The sequence below is a fragment of the Enterobacter cloacae complex sp. IR5403 genome, assembly GCF_049238705.1.
GTDB lineage: Bacteria > Pseudomonadota > Gammaproteobacteria > Enterobacterales > Enterobacteriaceae > Enterobacter > Enterobacter hormaechei_C.
The window spans coordinates 50,832-68,365 of sequence record NZ_JBMKHP010000013.1 but is presented as its reverse complement, the minus strand read 5'-3'; the positions used below and the strand labels follow the sequence as shown (position 1 = coordinate 68,365).

The window sequence follows — 17,534 nt, the reverse complement described above, 5'->3', positions numbered from 1 at the left end:
GGCTCCTTACGCGGGCAGCGGGAAAACGGCGTTGACCTGGCCGGTGCCGGAGCTGGCGAACAGCTCGGTGAGAAACTCCACCTTACCGTCGTATTTGTCCCAGCCGAGCATTCCCAGCAGCATCACCGTGTCGTGCATGTTGCCCTCGCCGTAGCAGTAGTCGGCGTACTCCGGCAGCATGCTGCAAAATTCCTTGAACTGACCCTCGCGCCACAGCTTGACCACCCGCTCGTCCATCTGGCGATCAAACTCGCGGGTGTAGCTGTTCATCCCTTCCTCCGCGCGCTGGTCGTCGATAAAGCGGTGCGACAGCGAGCCGCTGGCGAGCACCGCCACGGTGCCGTCGTATTTTTCGATGGCGCTGACGATGGCCTCGCCCAGCCTGCGGCTGTCGGCGAAGTCGTGAACCGTGCAGAACGCCGAGATGGAGACCACTTTGAAGTGCTTATCCGCGTTCATGTAGCGCATCGGCACCAGCGTGCCGTACTCCAGCTTCAGGCTCGGGATGTTGTGCGCCTTGGCGCGCACGCCAAGCTTCACCGCTTCGTCGGCGATCAACTGGCCGAGTTCCGGGTTGCCGTCGTAGTCGTAGGTCATGTCGCGAATAAAATGCGGCAGCTCGTTGCTGGTGTAGACGCCTGAGAAATGATCCGCGCAGTTGATGTGATACGCGCTGTTCACCAGCCAGTGGGTGTCGAAGACGATAATGGTGTCCACGCCCAGCTCGCGGCAGCGCTTGCTGATCTCTTTATGCCCGTCGATGGCCGACTGGCGGCAGCCGTGGTTTTTGCCCGGCAGCTCAGAGAGGTACATCGACGGGACGTGGGTGATTTTTGCCGCTAACGCTAATTTTCCCATGATCAGATCCCCCACTTTGGAATCGGATGGTCGCCCATGGAGATGCAGACGTTCTTCATCTCCGCGAAGACCTCGAAGCTGTACTCGCCGCCCTCACGTCCGGTGCCGGAGGCCTTCACGCCGCCAAACGGCTGGCGCAGGTCGCGCACGTTCTGGGTGTTAACGAATACCATGCCCGCTTCGATGTTGTGCGCCAGACGCAGCACTTTGCTGACGTCCTGTGTCCAGATGTACGACGCCAGGCCATACTCCACGTCGTTCGCCAGGCGCAGCCCTTCCGCTTCGTCCTTAAACGGCAGCAGGCAGGCCACCGGCCCGAAGATCTCTTCCTGCGCCACGCGCATGCGGTTATCGACATCCGCCAGCACGGTCGGGCGCAGGAAGTTGCCGCCTTTCAGGTGCGCAGGCAGATCGGTCGGTTTGTCCGGGCCGCCCGCCAGAAGGGTTGCCCCCTCTTCAATACCGAGGCGGATATAGCCGGAGACTTTTTCCCAGTGTGGCTTGCTGATGAGCGCGCCAATCTGGGTGTTCGGATCGGTCGGGTCGCCCACGCGCAGGCGATTGGCGCGCTCGGCAAAGCGTTTGACGAACTCCGGGTAGATGCTCTGCTGAATGAAGATGCGCGAGCCGGCGGTGCAGCGTTCGCCGTTGATGGAGAAGATGGTAAACAGAGCGGCGTCCAGCGCGCGCTCGATGTCCGCGTCTTCAAAAATCAATACCGGCGATTTGCCGCCCAGCTCCATGGAATACTTCTTCAGCCCGGCGTTTTTCATGATGTTGCGCCCGGTGGCGGTGCCGCCGGTGAAGGAGACGGCACGCACGTCATGATGACGCACCAGCGCGTCGCCCGCCGTGGCGCCATAGCCCTGCACCACGTTCAGCACGCCCGCCGGAATGCCCGCTTCGAGGGCCAGCTCGCCCAGACGGTCGGCGGTCAGCGGGGAGAGTTCAGACATCTTCAGCACCGCGGTGTTTCCGAGCGCCAGGCAGGGCGCGACTTTCCAGGTGGCGGTCATAAACGGCACGTTCCACGGCGACACCAGCGCGCAAACGCCTACCGGCTGCACGAGGGTGTAGTTGAGCATCTTGTCGTCGACCGGGTAGGTTTTGCCGTTCATCTGCTGGCACACCTCGGCGAAGAACTCGAAGTTGTGCGAGGCGCGCGGAATGAGCACGTTTTTGGTCTGGTGGATCGGCAGGCCGGTGTCGGCGGTTTCCATCGCGGCAATGTCCGGCACGTTCTGGTCGATCAGCTCCCCCAGGCGACGCATCAGGCGCGCGCGCTCCTTCATCGGCAGGTTGGCCCATTTTGGGAACGCCTCTTTGGCGGCGGCAACGGCCTGATGGATTTCGGCTTCGCCGCCGGAGGCCACTTCTGCCAGCACTTCGCCGGAGGCCGGGTTAGTGGTGTGGAAGTACTCACTTCCGGCGACGTTTTTCCCGTTGATCCAGTGGTTAATCTTTTTCATTTTGCAGTCTCCTCACTGACAATTCGGTTTACCAGGCGGCCTACGCCTTCCACTTCCACCACCACCTCATCGCCCGGCACCACGTCGGACAGCCCCTTCGGCGTGCCGGTGGCAATCATGTCGCCCGGTTGCAGGGTCATAAAATCGCTCAGATACGCAATCAAGTAGGGGATGCTGAAGATCAGGTCTGCCGTGGTGCCTTCCTGACGCAGTTCACCGTTGACGTAGGTGCGAAGACGAAGGTTGTGCGGGTCAGGAATGGCTTCTTTTGGCACCACGTTCGGGCTGATGGGGGTCAGCCCGTCGCGGCTTTTCACCCGCAGGTTCGGGCGATAGTAGTTTTCGAGATAATCGCGGATGGCGTAGTCGTTGCACACCGTGTAGCCCGCAACATACTCCATCGCCTCGGCTTCGCTGACCTTGCGCGCGGTTTTGCCGATGACCACCACCAGCTCGGCTTCGTAATGCATGTATTCAATGTTGTCTGGGCGCACCGAGGTCTGGTTGTCGCCGTTAAAGGTGTTCGGCGCTTTGATAAACACCAGCGGTTCGGTGGGGGGCTTGAAGTCCAGCTCGCTGGCGTGGTCGGCGTAGTTCAGGCCGAGGGCGAACAGCGTGGCGTGCGGCGGCGTGCGCGAAGCGATGGTAACATCGCGTTCCGCCACTACCGGGTTTTCCAGTGGCGGAAATCCTTCTGCCAGAATGCGTACCCGATCGCCCGGGCGAATTTCGACGCGGCTTTGCGGAGTACCGAGCAATATCGCATCGCCGGGGTTCAGGGTGGCAAATTCGCTCAGGGCGCTCAGCAGTTCGGCGGCGTTGCGGTGCAGATCGGCCGTGTTCCAGTGGTCCGCTTCGCGTCCGTTGATCTCGGTGATGATGGTCAGGTTGTCCACGTTATCAACGGCGACAGGTTCGCCGAGCGGGCAAAATCCATCCCGGCATTTGGCTTTAATCGCCGGGCGATAGAAGCTCTCTTCCGGCAGGCTGATTTCGTTGGCCAGCGCGTAGCCAGCGATGTACGCCGCCGCCTCTTCAACGCGTACTTTGCTGGCGGTTTTGCCCACCACCAGCGCCACCGTTGCGCCGCTTAACACGGTTTCTCCCTGCGGGAAGGGAATCGGCTCGCCTGCGCGAATAACGGTGTTATGTGGCTTGATAAACCACACCGCCGTTTTTGGCGGCGCGTTATAGGGGGCTTTTTCAAACGCTTCAGCCCAGGCTGCACGCTGGCTCTGGTGGTTTAGCGCTACGGCAAAAACAGTACCTTTCATTCCCATACTCCTCAAACCGGTTGTCCGGTTTTGATTTCATTAATATGTTAATGATCTGGTTTTATGCTTTTGCTGTTCGTTTCGCAATCAGAAGTGAATAATTTGTGATATGAATAACAATAAATTTACATAAAAAGGTGAATTATCATTTAAATCAAGTCATTAAAAAAATGACGTTGTTTCTGTTAGACTTTTTGGGTTACAACGTGTTGTCTATAAAAGCATCTGTTTTAAATTGTTTACTTGTTAATGATGTAAGGGGAAGGTGATGCATGACTCATTAACCATCGCACTGTTGCAGGCGCGTGAAGCGGCGATGGGCTACTTCCGCCCGATAGTGAAGCGGCATAATCTGACCGAGCAGCAGTGGCGTATCGTCCGCGTGCTGGCCGAGCATCCCTCCATGGATTTTCACGATCTGGCGTTCCGCACCTGCATTTTGCGCCCAAGCCTGACCGGCATTCTGACGCGGATGGAGCGCGACGGTCTGGTGCTGCGCTTAAAGCCGGTGAACGACCAGCGCAAGCTATACGTGTCGCTGACGAAAGAAGGCAACGCGCTGTACCAGCGTGCGCAGGCTCAGGTGGAAGAGGCGTATCAGCAGATTGAGGCGGAATATACTCCGGAGAAGATGACGCAGCTCACGGCGCTGCTGGAAGAGTTTATTGAACTCGGAAACCGACATATTGCCGCGCGGGACGAAGAGTAAAAACCCTAAATTCCAGGATGATTTTCGTAAAGTTTTCCCTTTCCAGGCCGAAAATTCTGTATCTGTCTGAGGAAAGAGAAAACATGTTAAATCGTATCAAGATTGTCACCAGCTTACTGCTGGTTTTAGCGATATTTGGCCTTTTACAACTCACATCCGGTGGTCTTTTCTTCAATGCCCTGAAGCATGACAAAGAGAATTTCACCATTCTACAAACCATTCGCCAGCAACAATCCACCCTGAACGGTAGCTGGGTGGCGCTGCTGCAAACCCGTAACACCCTGAACCGCGCGGGTATCCGCTACATGATGGATCAGAACAATATCGGCAGCGGCTCAACCGTCGCCGAGCTGATGCAGATTGCCTCTGCGTCTCTGAAACAGGCGGAAAAAAACTGGGCGGATTACGAAGCGCTGCCGCGCGACCCGCGTCAGAGCGACGCTGCGGCACTGGAAATCAAACGTAATTACGATATCTACCATGGCGCGCTGGCCGAGCTGATCCAGCTGCTGGGGGCGGGCAAGATCAACGAGTTCTTCGACCAGCCGACCCAGAGCTATCAGGATGGCTTTGAGAAGCAGTACGTCACCTACCTGCAACAGAACGACGCGCTGTATCAGACCGCGGTTGAAGACAGCAACAGTTCTTACCGCCAGGCTATCTGGGTGCTGATTAGTGTGCTGGCTGCGGTGCTGGTGGTGATTGTTGCCGTCTGGCTGGGCATTCGTCAGGCGCTGATTTCGCCGCTGAACCGTCTGATTGACAGCATTCGACATATCGCCAGCGGCGACCTGGTGAAGCGCATCGACGTGGAAGGCTCCAACGAGATGGGGGAACTGGCTGACTCCCTGCGCCACATGCAGGGCGAGCTGGTGCGTACCGTGGGTGACGTGCGTAACGGCGCAAACGCCATTTACAGCGGTGCGAGCGAAATCTCGATGGGCAATAACGATCTCTCATCCCGTACCGAACAGCAGGCTGCCTCTCTGGAAGAGACCGCCGCCAGCATGGAACAGCTGACTGCCACCGTGAAGCAGAACGCCGAGAACGCCCGTCAGGCGAGCAACCTGGCCCTGAGCGCGTCTGAAACCGCGCAGAAAGGCGGTAAGGTGGTGGATAACGTGGTGCAGACCATGCGCGACATCGCCGGCAGTTCGCAGAAAATCGCCGACATTATTAGCGTGATCGACGGGATTGCCTTCCAGACCAATATTCTGGCGCTGAACGCGGCGGTAGAAGCGGCACGTGCGGGCGAGCAGGGCCGTGGTTTTGCGGTGGTTGCAGGTGAAGTCCGAAACCTGGCGCAGCGCAGCGCCCAGGCGGCTCGCGAGATCAAGAGCCTGATTGAAGATTCCGTGGGGCGCGTGGAAATTGGTTCAACGCTGGTGGAAAGCGCGGGTGAAACCATGGGCGAGATCGTGAATGCGGTAACGCGCGTGACGGACATCATGGGCGAAATCGCGTCTGCGTCTGACGAGCAGAGCCGCGGTATCGACCAGGTTGGGCTCGCGGTGGCTGAGATGGATCGCGTGACCCAGCAGAACGCCTCGCTGGTGGAAGAGTCAGCGGCCGCGGCCGCGGCACTGGAAGAGCAGGCGAGCCGTCTGACGCAGGCCGTTGCGGTGTTCCGTATTCAGCAGGAACAGATGAAGGCGCGCGAGTTCGCCTCGGCGAAAAGCGTTGCTTCACCGGTAGTGGCGCGTAAACCGGCGACCGCAGACGCGGGCGATAACTGGGAAACGTTCTGACGCTGTGCGTTTTGCCGGGTGGCGGCTACGCCTGACCCGGCCTGAGGGATGTGCGTTGCGCCGGGTGGCAGCTTCGCCTTACCCGGCCTACGGATTGTGGGTTTTGTCGGGGGCGGCTGCGTCTGACTTGTCCTTCGGAATTGGGTTTTGTAGGCCCGGTAAGCGCAGCGCCACCGGGCGATTTTACAGAGGCAGGCGCATGGCGCAGCGGGAACCATACGCTAAACCGTGCGCCGTCTCTTCCTCGCGTTTCTGGCGCAGTTCCGGCGTCAGCGTCGTCATCATTTCAAACCCTAATCGCCTGTAGAAGGGCGCATTCCACGGGACATCACGAAACGTCGTTAACGTCAGCGAGTTCAGCCCCAGACTGCGGGCATGCGCGGCGGCACGGGCGATTAACTGGCGTCCAAGACCTCGTCCCTGCCAGTCCAGGTGAACCGACAGTTCCACAATAAACAGCGACGATGGATGAGCTTCGGCGAGAATAAAACCCACGGGCCTGTCGTCAGCCAGCGCCAGCCAGCTTAATCCGCGTCCGGCGTAACCGAGGTGATCTTCAACGGAAATAACCTCATTGTCTGCCAGCCAGGCCAGCTCAGGAACGTCGCGAAACCGCTGCCCCGCTGCGCGTTCGATGGCGGGCAGGGCAGCGACATCGTCGATGCGCGTCGGGCGAAGGGTGAACGCCGTCATCAGCCAGCGCTGCTCACAATTTTAATCTCCACCATGCCGATCCCCAGCTTGCGCGGAGCGTGACCGAGAATATTCCCTTCGTTAGTGGACTGCGGATCGGGTGGCACAATGACCAGCGTATTGCTGCGCGTTGGGTTATCGAAGTGCAGCGTGCTGGTGGTGACGTCATTGCTCAGCGTCAGCGTCTGTTCTTTATCACCGACGCGCACCGGTATAGGACGGTTTGCGTTGGGACCAAATGCCCTGGCGGTGATCACCAGATCGAATTTCTCCGGCAGCGGATGGGTATACTCAATTTTCACCTCATCGCCCAACTGCGCGTTAGACCAGCGCCCCCAGGATTCCGGCCGTGAAATACCGCTGAACTGCTTCACCTCTTCCGGCGCGCCGGCAACATTAAAGATGAAGCTGTCTGTTTTATAACGAATGTCGTTGTCGACGATTTTCAGCAGGTCTACGTTGCGCTGATAGCGTGCGGTATCAATAACCGTATCTTTAAACCCGGTTTTTCCCTGCCACTGCGGTTTGTCAACGTGTTGCACGGTCTGCTCGCCGCCGAGTTGCCCCTGAGAGACGCACCAGTCGGTGGACAGCGACAGCTGTTGCGACCAGAGCTGGCCCATTTTGTAGCATTTGTCGACCCAGACGAAATTATCGCGCGGGGCAAATTCCGCCAGCTGGAAGCGCAGTGGCGCGGAGTATTCACTTTCCGGCAGCGGCTCGACGCGGTTATCCGACACGCGCAGCAGCAGTGGCAGGCGGAAATGGCTGCCGGAGAACGCGATCATTTTTTTATCCTGATCGATGGTGAAATCTTTTATCTCTTTCGGGAAGTTCCACAGACGAATGATATCCGGTTTCCAGGCGAGGATTTTTTCCTTCATGTTGAGGAAGATTTCCGACAGGGACTGACCCGAAAGCGTACTGCGGCCCAGGCCAATGAAGTTATCACCACCCAGAATATCCAGCACGGTAGCGCCGTTATCCATCGAGTTACGTTTAGCGGCAATGATCTCCTGCTGCGGTTTATCGCCGCGCAGCACAAAGAACAGGTTGCTGCGATCAAGCTTATTCAGCTCATCCCAGGCGCTGTTTTTCATCGCCAGATGGTCAGATGAGACGACAATGACCGTATTTTTGAAATACGGCGACGCTTTGATTTTCTCGATTAACGCCGCGATATGCTCCTGGCTACAGGTCACGGCGCTGAACGACTTGTTGTTTTTACCGTCAATGTCGTAGCCCTGACGTTTACAGGTGCGTGAGACGAAACCATCCGGATGATGCGTGTCAACGGTCAACGCAAACAGCGAGAAGCGTTTACCGGCGCGGGAAAGCTCCTCGAATTTCTTCCAGGTTTCATCCAGAACGGTATCGTCGTAAAAGCCCCAGTCGTTGCGGTAAGCCGGATCGGCCACCGTGGTTTTCAGCTCTTCGGAACCATACAGGTGATCGAAACCGTGGGATTTCAGGAACACATCTTTCCCGGCAAAGCGCAGGTTTGCACCCTGCATAAAGTAGTTTTCATAGCCCGAGTTTTTCAGGATATCGCCAAGGCAAATGTTCTGCGGGAAGAAGCTCGACATCGAGGCGGAGGCGTTGCCTTCAAACGGAGCGAACAGCGGAATGCCGCACTGGGAGGCCACCATCCCGGCGATGGTGTAATCCGTGCCGGGCAGTTGCATGGTGTGGCTGAAGTCGAGGCCCTGGTTTTTCAGCGCGCCAAGCTCTGGCGTCAGGTTCGGGAAAGCATCGTTATCAAAATAGGTGCGTTCCAGACTTTCGCCGTAGATATAGACCAGGTTGAGTCTGGGATTGTCGATCTTCTTCGAGGGTTCTTTGTAATAGGCCGCAAAGTCCGGGTCGCCATCGCGCGACTGGGATTTTACCAGCTCGGTAATTTGATGGAATGCCGGGCTGGCATCCACGGAGGCCAGCGCCAGGCACAGCGCCAGCAGGCTGTAGCCATGATGATGCGGACGGTGACGGCGACGGCGCAGAACCCAGGCCAGCGCGGCGAAGATACCCACCAGGGCGACCACCAGCCCCAGGCCCGGAAGGATGTACTTACCCACACCAGCGCCGGTCAGGCTGTTGGTCAACGTGTAGAGCACCGCGTCGTTAATACCGTCGCCGGTAAAGTAATCGCTGGCATATAACGTAATGTTCAAAACAATAAAAATGCCGAGCACCACCAGGGTGGCCACAAACCACCAGGTGTGACGACCGGCTTTCCAGGCATAAACGCCGATGGAAGCCAGGAAAAGGACAAGGGACATTAACTCTGACAACAGCAGATCCTCATCATGCCGGACGCTTAGCCGGCTAAATGCTTATTTTTTGGGTAATACAATGTAATTGCGATATCACTTAGCTGCAATTTTAGTGTCACGAAAGTGTGCTGTTGTTAGGATTTGGTTTATAAAATCGGATTTTTGAATACCGTCGCATCGTGGCATACGGAGGCTGAGGTGGTGGCTGGGGGTAAAAAAACGCACTTCACGCCGCGGTGTAAGACTAACGTAATAAACCCGGCGTGTTGTGGCAGAAAATGGGAGGCGATCAGGAGAGGAAATTAACGCCTTGTTTCAGCACCAGATCGCAGGCTTTCGTTTTCACCTGTTTCGCCAGAGATGAATTTCCAAGGGTGCTGAGGTTCAGCTGCTGGCCATTTTGCGCGTTCAGCAGGCCCTGAATACCGTCCATATAGTTGGTGTCCGCTTTCTGCTCCTGGGTGTCCAGACCAAGTTTACCCAGCACCTGGTTTTTGATGTTTTCGGTATCGGTGACGGAAGCCAGTTTCTGCTTCGCGCAGTATTCCAGAATGCCCGCCGCGTTATTCATCGTTCCGGCGCTCAGGCTTTGGGAGCTGTTACTCAGCAGGCCGGTGAGGGACGAGGCTGACAGCCCGCCCTGGGAAGTGCCGCTCTCTTTGGTTAACTCACTTGCTGCGCTGGAGAGCGACTCCTGCCATGATGCGGCCTGCGCTGCGCCAGTCACCAGCAGGGCGCCAGTAAGGATGCTGATAAGAAACTGTTTTTTCATAATGATTTACTCAACAAGGTCCGTTTTGGGCCAAAAGTGGGTTCAGTATATACCTCTGCTCTTCCGGCGCTCCCTGGAAATATCTTAATACTCTTTGCCGGTGACGCGGCTGCGGTAGCTGTCCCAGTCGAAGATGACGTACAAGCTGTTACCCAGCTTCATGCGATCCATCACCCGCTCGCCAAGAAGTCGGGTCATCTCGTCGATATTGTGGTTCGTCAGCATACCGGTTGGGCGTTTTGACGACGAACGGCGATCGACAATCTGGTTGATGATCACTTTTTCGTAGCGGGACTCCGTCTGGACGCCGATCTCGTCGATGACCAGCAAATCCACGTTACTCAAATCATTCAGCAGCTGTTCTTCGCTGGTTTCGCGGTTGCTGAAGGTGTCCTTCATGGCGGACATAATATCGGCCACGGTGATAATCAGCACTGACTTCCCGCGCAGCAGCAGCTCATTGCAGATAGCGGCCGCAAGGTGATTTTTCCCCGTGCCGGGTTTTCCGCTAAAGATGAAGCTGGCAATGTTGCCGTCAAATTCATCCACGTACTGGCGCGCCTGGTTAAGGGCGTTCATCTGCCCCTGTGACTCGACCTTATAATTCTCGAAAGAGCAGTTCTGGTGCAGAGGGCGAATGCCCGAGCGGTTAAAGGTGCGCTGCATTTTCATCGCGCGGTTTTCGCGGGCGAGGGCCGCCGCGCGAATTTTACCCTGCTCTTTTTGCCATGCCAGCAGCTCTTCACCGGTGGTGAAGGCGGGCTTCACGTTGGCGGGCATCATCTTCTGCAAACGTTTCATCAGGTCGCCGACGTTTTTCATTTCGCACCTCGGAATCCATCAGGGATTTTTTTGTCCGGTTCTGAAAAGGCATTGATATCACGCTTTGGCTGGCCGTTGTTGCTGGCGCGGTTAATTTGCAGACTGCGCGCGAACTTTTGCTGCCACTGAACATGGTGGAAGATTTTTCCTTCAGCCTGCCAGTAAGCGGTAAAGGCCGCCAGCTCTTCCGGCGTCGCGGGCTGCGAGAGGGCTATTCCCCATAAGGCCGCCTGCCGCTGAAAATCGGCGTCCGGCTGCCAACCGGCGTACATGGGAAATTTCCCCATTGGAACGGCCACCGGAGCGCTGGTGGGTTCGTCAAAAAACTGATTATCCAGCATGACATCGCTCGCCGGGCGCGACAGCTTCGCTTCAATGTCCAGAAGCTGCGCCAGACGTTCCGGCGTGACTGCATAAAACGCCGGGGCGTTGTCGGCAAATACCGCGAGCGTGCCGCCTTCGGCGTGCGTCAACACACCGCGAGGATCGCGCATAAAGGCATCGATGCCAGCAATGCTGGTGGTCAGGATTCTGGAGGACATAACACTTTCTCAACTGATTACTACGGGCGTGATTGAGGGTTATGGTAGCACAGAGAGAGGAGAGGAAAGGAGAGGATTTCCCCGGCGGCGTTACGCTTACCGGGGCTAAAATCACAAGGGCTGTTTACGCGATGATGTTCAGCGTCACGTCGATATTGCCGCGCGTCGCGTTAGAGTACGGACAGACGATATGCGCTGCATCCACCAGTTTTTTGGCTTCCGCTGCGTCCATCCCTTCAACGTGGATGTTCAGCTTCGCTTCGATACCAAAACCGGTTGGCAGCGGGCCAATCCCCACTTCGCCTTCAATAAAGGCGTCTTTTGGCAGAGCGAATTTGTCGCGTGCCGCAACGAATTTCATTGCGCCCAGGAAGCAGGCGGAGTAGCCCGCAGCGAACAGCTGTTCAGGGTTGGTTACTTCACCCCCCATGCCGCCCATCTCTTTTGGCACACCCAGTTTGACATCCAGAACGCCATCGGAAGACGTTGCGCGGCCATCACGGCCTCCGGTTGCTTTGGCTTTGGCAGTGTAGACAACTTTTTCTAAAGACATGGCAGGTTCCTCACCTTACGTTTATATGCGCTATTAAATAGCGCACGATGTATTAAGTTAAAATCAGACGCGTAAAGTATAGCCTTACGCGCAATGCAGCTGTTGGCGCAAAAGTTCGAGCTGTTGCTTGAGCGCCAGCATGGTGTCGGTATCACACTGCGCTGCACAACCCACGGCATGGGGTATCGTCACGGCCTGCTGTTGCAGCGCCCGACCCGCGTCGCTCAGGGTGACGGCGACCTGACGCTCATCCTGACGGGAGCGCTGGCGGAAGATCAATCCTGCGCTTTCCAGGCGTTTCAGCAGGGGAGTCAGCGTGGCGGAATCCAGGAACAGCCGCTCGCCAATGTCTGACACCGTAATATCATCCTGCTCCCACAGCACCAGCATCACCAGGTATTGCGGGTAGGTCAGGTTAAGCGGCGCCAGCAGTTGCCGGTACAGCTTGTTAAGCGCCAGATTTGCCGAATAGAGGGCAAAACAGAGCTGGTTATCCAGCAGAAGCGCGTTGGTGGTGTCGTTCGTTTTTGCGTCCATGAAATGAATATAGATAGTGCACGATACAATTGCAAGCGATTTTATTATACCCGTGGACGTTTGCGGTAAAGCCATAAGCCGGGGATCGACAGGCCGATGGAGAGCGCGCCCACAATCGACGAGGCTTTAAGGAAGTTGCTCAGAAGCAGGATCATCTGCGGTTCGCTGTAGCCAAAGTGGCTGATTTTGACGGCGGAGATCATCGCCGTATAGGCTGAAATGCCCGGGAACATAGGAATGACTGCCGCCACGGTGAACACTTTCGGGTGCGCCAGATACCAGCGGGACCACTGAATACCGATGCTGCCGACCAGCATGGAGGCGATAAACGTCGACCATTCGATATTAAAGCCCGCGGTCATCATGATCATACGTGAGCCGTGGCCAATGGCACCCAGCAGCGCACACCAAGGTAATGCACGCTGCGGGACGTTAAACACCATCGCAAAGCCAACGGCGGGAAGGGCTGCCAGGAGCATGTCCTGCGCCAGTGCGAGCAGAAAATCCATCACGCCCATCCGCGTAACCCCCAGAGTGTCATGGCCATTACCACCCCGATACAGGTTGCCAGCGTCAGCAGGCTGGCTATCGCCCAGCGCGCCAGACCGGTGTTGATGTGGCCTTTGAACATATCAGCGACGGCATTGATTAAGGGAAAACCCGGCACCAGCAGCAATACGCTGGCGGCCATCGCAACAGTAGGCGTGCTGGCGAAGTAAGGCTGGCGCAAAAGCAGGCCGGATACGGTTGTCGCCACGAACGCCGTGATGCAGAAGTTAATTTGCGGATGCAGTTGCCTGTGCGTCAACAGCTGGCGGACATACATCGCGATGCTGCTGGCAAAGAAGGTCACGACAGCGCCGTCCCAGCCGCCCGTGTTGAGCTTGCAGAAGCAGGCGCAGGAGAGTCCCACCATCAGCACAACCAGCCAGCGTGGATACCGGAGAGGTTTGATCTGGTTGAAGCGTTTCTCTATCTCCCGCAGATCGAGCAGCTTGTGTTCAGCAAGGATCACGATGTGCTGCACTTCCGTCACGACGTGCATGTTAATGCCGCGGTCATGATTTTTACGGGTGGAGGTCAGGCACTGTCCGTCTTTAATGGTGGTCAGCACAATGGCATTTGACGAGATGGAGCTCTCAACGCTGTCCATCCCCAGCGCCAGCCCAAGGCGTGTGGAAAGTTCTTCCACGAGGGCGCTTTCTGCCCCGTGTTGTAAAAGAAAAAGCCCGCACTGAATACATAGCCGCGTGGTAGCACGTTGCGTAGACCGATCTGCCTGCATGAAACGCCCTGAAGAGTAGAGAGATTGCTTACTTTTAACACAAAGTGCAGGGCCCTTTGCGCTGGGCCAGATCAACATTTGTGCGATCAGTTCGCGTGACCAGCATGGCGAAAAGCCGCATTTTTATTTATTAAATGAATATGAGATGGGGATTTATAAAAACAATATATTAAGTAATTCTAATTTCATATTTTCGTTCTTTTCACGCAACCTGAATTAAATTTTTGTGGTCTTTATGCGATATTAAGCCTGTATTGGGCGTTTCTTAACCCATGTGACATTTCTTCTGGTTTGCGAGTATTAAGCCGTTTTGTACTTAAGGATGCAAACGTGTTTAACCTCGTAGGGTTAGTTCGTTCTTAAATAATGAATTCAAGACAGGGAGGGTCTATGTTGCCATTGAATGGTAAACACGGAGTGGTGATCAGTAGAGTACCGGTTATGCAAAATGGGTTAGGTGGCGTCATGTCGCGTCATTTTCCCGATTTTGAGATAACGTACTGCCGTTCGATGCAGGAGTTGACGCTACTACAGTTGCGTCGCGCCGGGGTCGTTATTGCCGATATTTCGGGGGAGTATCGTAATCCTCGCGGCACGCTTGAGCAGTATTATGGATTAATGAATCAGTATCGGGATATTCACTGGATTTTCCTTGTCTCGCGTCCCCTTTATCCGCTTGCAGTAGAGCTTCTTATGCGTCCGGAAAGCACGCTGCTTTCAGATATGGAACCCATTGAAGGCGTTATTAACGCTATTCGCGCGGGCAGTGAACGTGCCGAGCGAATAAGCCAGACGTTATTAATACCGGAAACGCCCGATATTGAAGAGGAGAGTGAGCAAATGATTGCGCTCACCCACTCTGAACGTAAGGTGCTGCGTTTACTCGGTAAAGGTTGGGGAATCAACCAAATTGCCACGCTGCTGAATAAAAGTAATAAAACGATCAGTGCACAGAAAAACAGTGCAATGCGTCGCTTATCACTTCGCAGTAATGCCGATATGTACGCGTGGATAAGCAGTAACCAGGGAATGCGAGAACTCAGTTTAATGTCGGCTTATGGAGAGTTTGAGGAATGGAAAAGACCACTGCAACAAGACATATCGCCGTCATCGAAAGCTGCTCAATGAGCGCTGTGGGGCTGAAGCATCTCTTTGCGATGCCCGCCCTGAGCCATTATCAGGTGCATCTGTTTAGCAGATTCGACAGCTTCAAAACGGCGCTCTCGGATATCTCCTTTTATGCGGTTATCTATTCATTGTCTGATGAGCGTGAAGAGCGGAGAAACTGTCTGGCCTGCTTACGGGATCTCACTTACTCCCACAGCGACGTCCAGCGTATCGTGCTGGCCTCTGACGAAATGGAGGCGAGACTGGTCAGCCATCTTTCGCCTTCTCGTTTGCATGGGATAATCAGCAAATCGGTTCCGCTAAAGCAGCTAATGGAAGGGCTGGAGACATTACTCAGCGAAACGCATCAGGTGAATGACAACATGTACAATCACTGGTGTGTGAGCCAGAATCGTATGTTAAGCCCAACCGAAAGGGCGATTCTGCGTTATATGTCATCGGGTTTTTCAATCCCTGAAATTGCGGCGCAGCTTGAACGTAATATTAAAACTATCCGGGCGCATAAGTTTAACGCCATGGTAAAGCTGGGCGTCAATTCTGACGTGGGATTACTGGATGCGGCGGATATCCTGGCGCATCTCCCTGCCCGGGAAGTTCGTCGTTCCGCTCTCACCGTTCCTTCTTTCTCTTAGCGTTAAAGGGTGCGCCAGCGTTCTTCTGGCGCACCGTTCAAATGCAAACATCCACCCATTTTGCTGCGGTCAGTTCTGCCATTCTGTCGGGCGAAATACGCACCGCACTGTGGATGGCACCCGCTGCGGGTAACACTTCCGCGTATTGTTTTAATGTGATGTCACAGTAAACAGAGAGCGGATTTTCCAGTCCGAAAGGGCAGACGCCGCCAACAGGATGACCTGTCAGGGTGACCACCTCATCGCTGCTGAGCATGCGGGCTTTTGCGCCGAATGTCTCTTTGAGCTTTTTGTTATCCAGACGCGCATCACCTTTTGCAACCACCAGAATCACGTCATTTTTAATTTTCAGTGATAGCGTTTTGGCAATCTGGCCGGGTTCAACGTTGTGCGCGGCAGCAGCAAGGGCAACAGTCGCTGTGCTTTGGTTAAGCTCAATGATCTCTATATCCGGAGCGTGTTCGGCAAAAAACTGTTGTACAGACTGCAAACTCATTGATTCCTCCTGACAAATATCCTGCGTAATCTGTCATAAGAATTTAGTCGCTGTAAATATCCCTTAAGTAACAAATATCCGTCAGGGGCGATTTCTGGATCGCCTTCACATTCACAGAAACCGGTTACAGTAACCGGTTGCAGAGCGTGATGCAGAGATTAATACTAAGTGTGTAACTTCCCCTGTATCTAATAATAAGAGCTAATTATGAAACCATTCCGTTTGAGCAGTACCGCAGGTACACGATCCGGCAAGGTTGTGACGCTGATGTATGGAACAACGTGTGACGTGAGAGCGTCCAAAACGAACGTCTGACAGGAGATCTGCTATGTCTGCCAACCACGCTGCATTTAATCTGATTTTCCGCTTCGTTGAAAATTATGTCAGCCCTATTGCCGGGCGCATCTCTTCCCAGCGTCACGTTATGGCTATTCGTGACGGGTTTATCTCAGCGATGCCATTTATGATTGTGGGCTCGTTTTTATTAGTATTCGCTTACCCGCCTTTTTCGCCTGATACCACCTGGGGTTTTGCTCGCGCCTGGCTGGATATGGCGAAGCAGTTTGAAGGTCAAATTCTGACGCCGTTTGATATGACAATGGGGGTGATGTCCCTTTATATCTGTGCGGCTATCGCCTACAACCTCGGCAAACATTACGTTAAAACCCATCAGCTGGATCCGTTCATGTGCGCGATGCTATCGCTGATGGCGTTCCTGCTGGTCGCCGCCCCTAAAACCAAAGGCGCTTTGCCGGTCGATAGCCTGGGAGGGACCGGTATTTTCACCGCGATTCTGGTGGCGATCTATTGCGTTGAGATGATGCGTTTCCTGAAAGCACACAATATCGGGATCCGCCTTCCAGACCAGGTTCCTCCGATGATCAAAAACTCGTTTGACCTGCTGATCCCGGTGCTGGTAGTGGTGCTCACGCTATACCCGCTGAGCCTGCTGATCCAGTCGCAGTTCGGTATGCTGATCCCACAGGCCATCATGTCGATATTCAAACCGCTGGTCTCTGCGGCTGACTCGCTGCCTGCGATCCTGCTGGCGGTGCTGATTGGCCACCTGCTGTGGTTTGCCGGGATCCACGGCGCGGCGATTGTCTCCGGGATGCTGCAAATGTTCTGGCTGACAAACCTGGGGGCGAACCAGACCGCGCTAGCGGCGAGCCAGCCTTTGCCACACATCTTTATGGAAGCCTTCTGGACGTTCTTTATCGTTATCGGCGGATCGGGGGCGACGATGGGGCTGGTGTTCTGCTATCTGCGTAGCCGCTCCGCGCACCTGCGCTCCATTGGACGCCTGAGCGTGGTGCCAAGCATTTTCAATATCAATGAACCGGTGATTTTCGGTACGCCGATTGTGATGAACCCGGTGTTCTTTATTCCTTTCCTGCTGGCGCCGATGGTTAATGCCGTGCTGGCATGGGCAGCGATGAAGTTTGATCTGATTGGCCGCGTGATTTCCGTTGTGCCGTGGACGGCACCGGCTCCGGTTGGTGCCGCCTGGGCGCTGGGCTGGGATTTCCGTGCAGCCATTCTGGTGCTGGTTTTGGCCTGCGTTTCCGCCATTATCTATTTCCCGTTCTTTAAGGTGTACGAGAAACAGTTGCTTCAGCAGGAAGCGGAAGAAGCACAGCGTAATGAGGAAGAGGAAAATCAGCAGGTCGCTTAGGTAAAAGCAAAACGGCAACGCGAGTTGCCGTTTAATGACCACCAGAGCCGTATGTTCCCCCTCACCCC

General features: G+C 55.4%; 18 protein-coding genes. 5 read left to right on the top strand and 13 right to left on the bottom strand.

All coding sequences use genetic code 11. From position 1 onward, the window contains the following. Window positions 1–6: 6 nt before the first annotated feature. The 3 genes from hpaD to hpaG are packed head-to-tail and all read right to left on the bottom strand — an operon-like array spanning window position 7 to window position 3,601. Window positions 7–858 carry a 3,4-dihydroxyphenylacetate 2,3-dioxygenase gene (hpaD, locus tag ACOTW6_RS16890; RefSeq protein ID WP_024908288.1) on the bottom strand — a complete coding sequence of 284 codons (852 nt, stop codon included), beginning with the start codon at window positions 856–858 and terminating at the stop codon, window positions 7–9. 2 nt (window positions 859–860) lie between these two features. After that, window positions 861–2,327 (bottom strand): 5-carboxymethyl-2-hydroxymuconate semialdehyde dehydrogenase, encoded by a 1,467-nt coding sequence (gene hpaE / locus ACOTW6_RS16885; protein WP_062932406.1) that lies wholly within the window; start codon window positions 2,325–2,327, stop codon window positions 861–863. Next, window positions 2,324–3,601 carry a 4-hydroxyphenylacetate degradation bifunctional isomerase/decarboxylase gene (hpaG, locus tag ACOTW6_RS16880; RefSeq protein ID WP_062932405.1) on the bottom strand — a complete coding sequence of 426 codons (1,278 nt, stop codon included), beginning with the start codon at window positions 3,599–3,601 and terminating at the stop codon, window positions 2,324–2,326. Before hpaG ends, hpaE begins: the two co-directional genes overlap by 4 nt. Before the next feature lie 268 nt (window positions 3,602–3,869). On the opposite strand from hpaG, the gene hpaR reads away from it, so the two are divergent. Both hpaR and tsr read left to right on the top strand, forming a co-directional pair. Further along, complete coding sequence (gene hpaR / locus ACOTW6_RS16875; RefSeq protein WP_003856591.1) at window positions 3,870–4,310, top strand: homoprotocatechuate degradation operon regulator HpaR; 441 nt, start codon at window positions 3,870–3,872, stop codon at window positions 4,308–4,310. An 83-nt stretch (window positions 4,311–4,393) separates the two neighbouring features. After that, window positions 4,394–6,058 carry a methyl-accepting chemotaxis protein gene (tsr, locus tag ACOTW6_RS16870; RefSeq protein WP_121479323.1) on the top strand — a complete coding sequence of 555 codons (1,665 nt, stop codon included), beginning with the start codon at window positions 4,394–4,396 and terminating at the stop codon, window positions 6,056–6,058. A gap of 183 nt (window positions 6,059–6,241) precedes the next feature. Here tsr and ACOTW6_RS16865 read toward each other — a convergent pair whose 3' ends face one another. The 9 genes from ACOTW6_RS16865 to ACOTW6_RS16825 all read right to left on the bottom strand — a co-directional run bounded on the left by ACOTW6_RS16865 (window position 6,242) and on the right by ACOTW6_RS16825 (window position 13,535). Next, the gene (locus ACOTW6_RS16865; protein WP_032103061.1) at window positions 6,242–6,751 is read right to left on the bottom strand and encodes a GNAT family N-acetyltransferase; all 510 of its coding nucleotides are present in this window, start codon (window positions 6,749–6,751) and stop codon (window positions 6,242–6,244) included. Then, window positions 6,751–9,042, bottom strand: a complete 2,292-nt coding sequence (gene opgB / locus ACOTW6_RS16860; protein WP_213789074.1) for a phosphatidylglycerol--membrane-oligosaccharide glycerophosphotransferase — start codon at window positions 9,040–9,042, stop codon at window positions 6,751–6,753. Before opgB ends, ACOTW6_RS16865 begins: the two co-directional genes overlap by 1 nt. A gap of 271 nt (window positions 9,043–9,313) precedes the next feature. Beyond that, window positions 9,314–9,796: a DUF2501 domain-containing protein gene (locus ACOTW6_RS16855; protein WP_015572603.1), complete on the bottom strand. Its 483-nt coding sequence runs from the start codon at window positions 9,794–9,796 to the stop codon at window positions 9,314–9,316. A gap of 84 nt (window positions 9,797–9,880) precedes the next feature. Further along, the gene (gene dnaC / locus ACOTW6_RS16850; protein WP_003856580.1) at window positions 9,881–10,618 is read right to left on the bottom strand and encodes a DNA replication protein DnaC; all 738 of its coding nucleotides are present in this window, start codon (window positions 10,616–10,618) and stop codon (window positions 9,881–9,883) included. Continuing rightward, entirely contained in the window at window positions 10,615–11,160 is a 546-nt protein-coding gene (dnaT, locus tag ACOTW6_RS16845) for a primosomal protein DnaT (protein WP_062932402.1), read from the bottom strand. The genes dnaC and dnaT overlap by 4 nt, the downstream gene beginning before the upstream one ends. A 124-nt stretch (window positions 11,161–11,284) precedes the next feature. Continuing rightward, entirely contained in the window at window positions 11,285–11,713 is a 429-nt protein-coding gene (locus ACOTW6_RS16840; RefSeq protein ID WP_003856578.1) for an organic hydroperoxide resistance protein, read from the bottom strand. An 84-nt stretch (window positions 11,714–11,797) separates the two neighbouring features. Next, window positions 11,798–12,250, bottom strand: a complete 453-nt coding sequence (locus ACOTW6_RS16835) for a MarR family winged helix-turn-helix transcriptional regulator (protein ID WP_213789073.1) — start codon at window positions 12,248–12,250, stop codon at window positions 11,798–11,800. Window positions 12,251–12,294: 44 nt separating this feature from the next. Continuing rightward, complete coding sequence (locus tag ACOTW6_RS16830; protein WP_032103059.1) at window positions 12,295–12,768, bottom strand: threonine/serine exporter; 474 nt, start codon at window positions 12,766–12,768, stop codon at window positions 12,295–12,297. After that, window positions 12,759–13,535, bottom strand: coding sequence for a threonine/serine ThrE exporter family protein (locus ACOTW6_RS16825; RefSeq protein ID WP_213789072.1), 777 nt, complete (start codon window positions 13,533–13,535; stop codon window positions 12,759–12,761). The genes ACOTW6_RS16830 and ACOTW6_RS16825 overlap by 10 nt, the downstream gene beginning before the upstream one ends. Window positions 13,536–13,925: 390 nt before the next feature. On the opposite strand from ACOTW6_RS16825, the gene ACOTW6_RS16820 reads away from it, so the two are divergent. Continuing rightward, complete coding sequence (locus ACOTW6_RS16820) at window positions 13,926–14,663, top strand: helix-turn-helix transcriptional regulator (protein ID WP_213789071.1); 738 nt, start codon at window positions 13,926–13,928, stop codon at window positions 14,661–14,663. After that, a complete protein-coding gene (bglJ, locus tag ACOTW6_RS16815; RefSeq protein ID WP_213789093.1) occupies window positions 14,660–15,295 on the top strand; it encodes a DNA-binding transcriptional activator BglJ in 636 nt (211 codons plus the stop codon). Before ACOTW6_RS16820 ends, bglJ begins: the two co-directional genes overlap by 4 nt. A 37-nt stretch (window positions 15,296–15,332) precedes the next feature. On the opposite strand, the gene ACOTW6_RS16810 is transcribed toward bglJ, so the two are convergent. Further along, window positions 15,333–15,791 (bottom strand): YbaK/EbsC family protein, encoded by a 459-nt coding sequence (locus ACOTW6_RS16810; RefSeq protein WP_003856572.1) that lies wholly within the window; start codon window positions 15,789–15,791, stop codon window positions 15,333–15,335. Between the two features lie 328 nt (window positions 15,792–16,119). Between ACOTW6_RS16810 and ACOTW6_RS16805 the strand changes: the two genes are divergently transcribed. Then, the gene (locus ACOTW6_RS16805; protein WP_047052528.1) at window positions 16,120–17,466 is read left to right on the top strand and encodes a PTS sugar transporter subunit IIC; all 1,347 of its coding nucleotides are present in this window, start codon (window positions 16,120–16,122) and stop codon (window positions 17,464–17,466) included. Window positions 17,467–17,534: the final 68 nt, after the last annotated feature.